This window comes from Bifidobacterium myosotis, from assembly GCF_002259745.1.
Classification (GTDB): Bacteria; Actinomycetota; Actinomycetes; order Actinomycetales; family Bifidobacteriaceae; genus Bifidobacterium; species Bifidobacterium myosotis.
On sequence record NZ_MWWW01000051.1, the window covers coordinates 1 to 1654 of the forward strand.

Below are 1654 nucleotides of genomic sequence, written 5' to 3' on the forward strand. Positions count from 1 at the left end.
GCCTGAGTTTCTGCTTATCCAAGACATAAAGAAAACCCCTGCAACCTGAATGGTGCAGGGGATTTCTGAGGCTTCTGCTGTTTTCGTGGGTTAGGGGTTGGGTTTCGGTAGTCGGATGTCGAGGCCGCCGCATCGGAGCATGACCAGGGCGATGAGGTTGTTCACGTGGTGGAAGCCGTAGGCCATGCGGATGGTGACCTTGATCCGGTTGTTGAACGCCTCGAGCCTGGCGTTGGAGTAGCCGAGCTCGATCGTCCTGAGGATGTCGGGCCGCCGTCTGCGGATTTTTTGGGAGAGTTCGACGATCTCGGGGATGCGGCTGTGGGACGCCCAGAACACCCAGTGCCTGAGCTCCGCCGTGGCCTGTCCGAGCGGGTGCTTGAGCAGGTTCCTCAGCAGTTCCTTGAGCCGCCATGCGCGGTAGAGCTGGCCCTTGGGGTCCGTGTTCCCCAATGCGGCGAGGGATTCGTCCTGCCGGTCGGTCAATCGGTCCGGGTTCTTCAACACGGCGTATTTGACGCCGCGCATGCGCTTCGCCCCCTCCTCGTCGCCGTCGCGTCTCGCGTCGTTCCAGAGGCGTTTGCGGACCCCGTCGAGCGCGTCGGTCATCCAGCTGACGATATGGAACCCGTCGAGCACGCGCTCCGCCTGAGGGCACCATTCATGCACGCACGAGTCGATCCACCGGGCGCCGTCCCCGGTGACCACGCGGATGGAGGCGCGCTGTTCGGGGGTCAGCTGTCGGAAGAACAGGTCGAACACGTCCCTGCCGTACCCGTCGTGCGCCCAGATCACCCGGCGCCGTTCGTGGTCGACGACGACGGTGATGTACGTGTGTCCCTTCCTGTAGCTGGTCTCGTCCACGCCGATCGCGGTCAGCCCGTCGAACGGCGAGGGCATCGCGGCCTCCAGCCGGCCGGCGACCCTGCGGGCGATGTCGCCGGCGGTCCTCCACGCCACGCGCAGGAACCCGCTCACGGTCCTCTGGTTGGCGACCGTCATCAGCCACGCGCACTCCGCCTCGAAGTCCCGGGTGAACCTCGAACCGGGCTCGGCCCACGGCACGGCGGCGACGACCACGCCGCACCCGGGGCAGTCCACGCGCGGCATCATGGAGACCAGCTCGACCCGCCAGCAGCCGAAATCCTGGTGACGCCAACGACGCACGCCGCCGCCACGGTCATAGCCACGACGCTTCCGCCCGCACCTCGAGCACCTGAGCATGCCCGCGCGCGGGCGCACCCGCACCTCGAGCACGGGCTCGGGACGCATGGGACCATCGACGATGCGAACATCCTCGACGACCATGCCTTTGACGTTGAGAAGACGTTTGAATAAGCTGTTCATCAGGCGCTTTGCGGTTGTGTGTTTATCTTGGTCGAAAACATCCTACCCGGAAAGCGCTCTTCTCTTACTCCCCCAACACCTCAACCACGAACCACCACCCACGAAAACAGCAATAGCGCCGGATTTCTTGTTTTGTGCTCGCAAATGCAGTTTGAGACCAGTAGCGCACGGCTTACTCATATCCATAAGCCAGTTTGGCTGCCGGACGCCAGCTCGCCGGATGCCAGTTGACCGCCGGAGGGGTGGGGAGTGTGCATCCCGACACACTCAAGGCCGTTCGGCCAAGCCTACGGTCGGGATGCACACT

Annotated in this window: 1 protein-coding gene; it reads right to left on the reverse strand. The window is 64.0% G+C overall.

The features are described 5' to 3' along the window. Positions 1-90: 90 nt before the first annotated feature. Positions 91-1347, reverse strand: coding sequence for an ISL3 family transposase (locus tag BMYO_RS11310; protein ID WP_233428272.1), 1257 nt, complete (start codon positions 1345-1347; stop codon positions 91-93). Positions 1348-1654 lie beyond the last annotated feature (307 nt).

Coding starts and splice junctions, on each gene's coding strand:
- BMYO_RS11310 (WP_233428272.1), bottom strand. CDS start 1,347: ATGAACAGCTTATTCAAACGTCTTCTCAACGTCAAAGGCATGGTCGTC.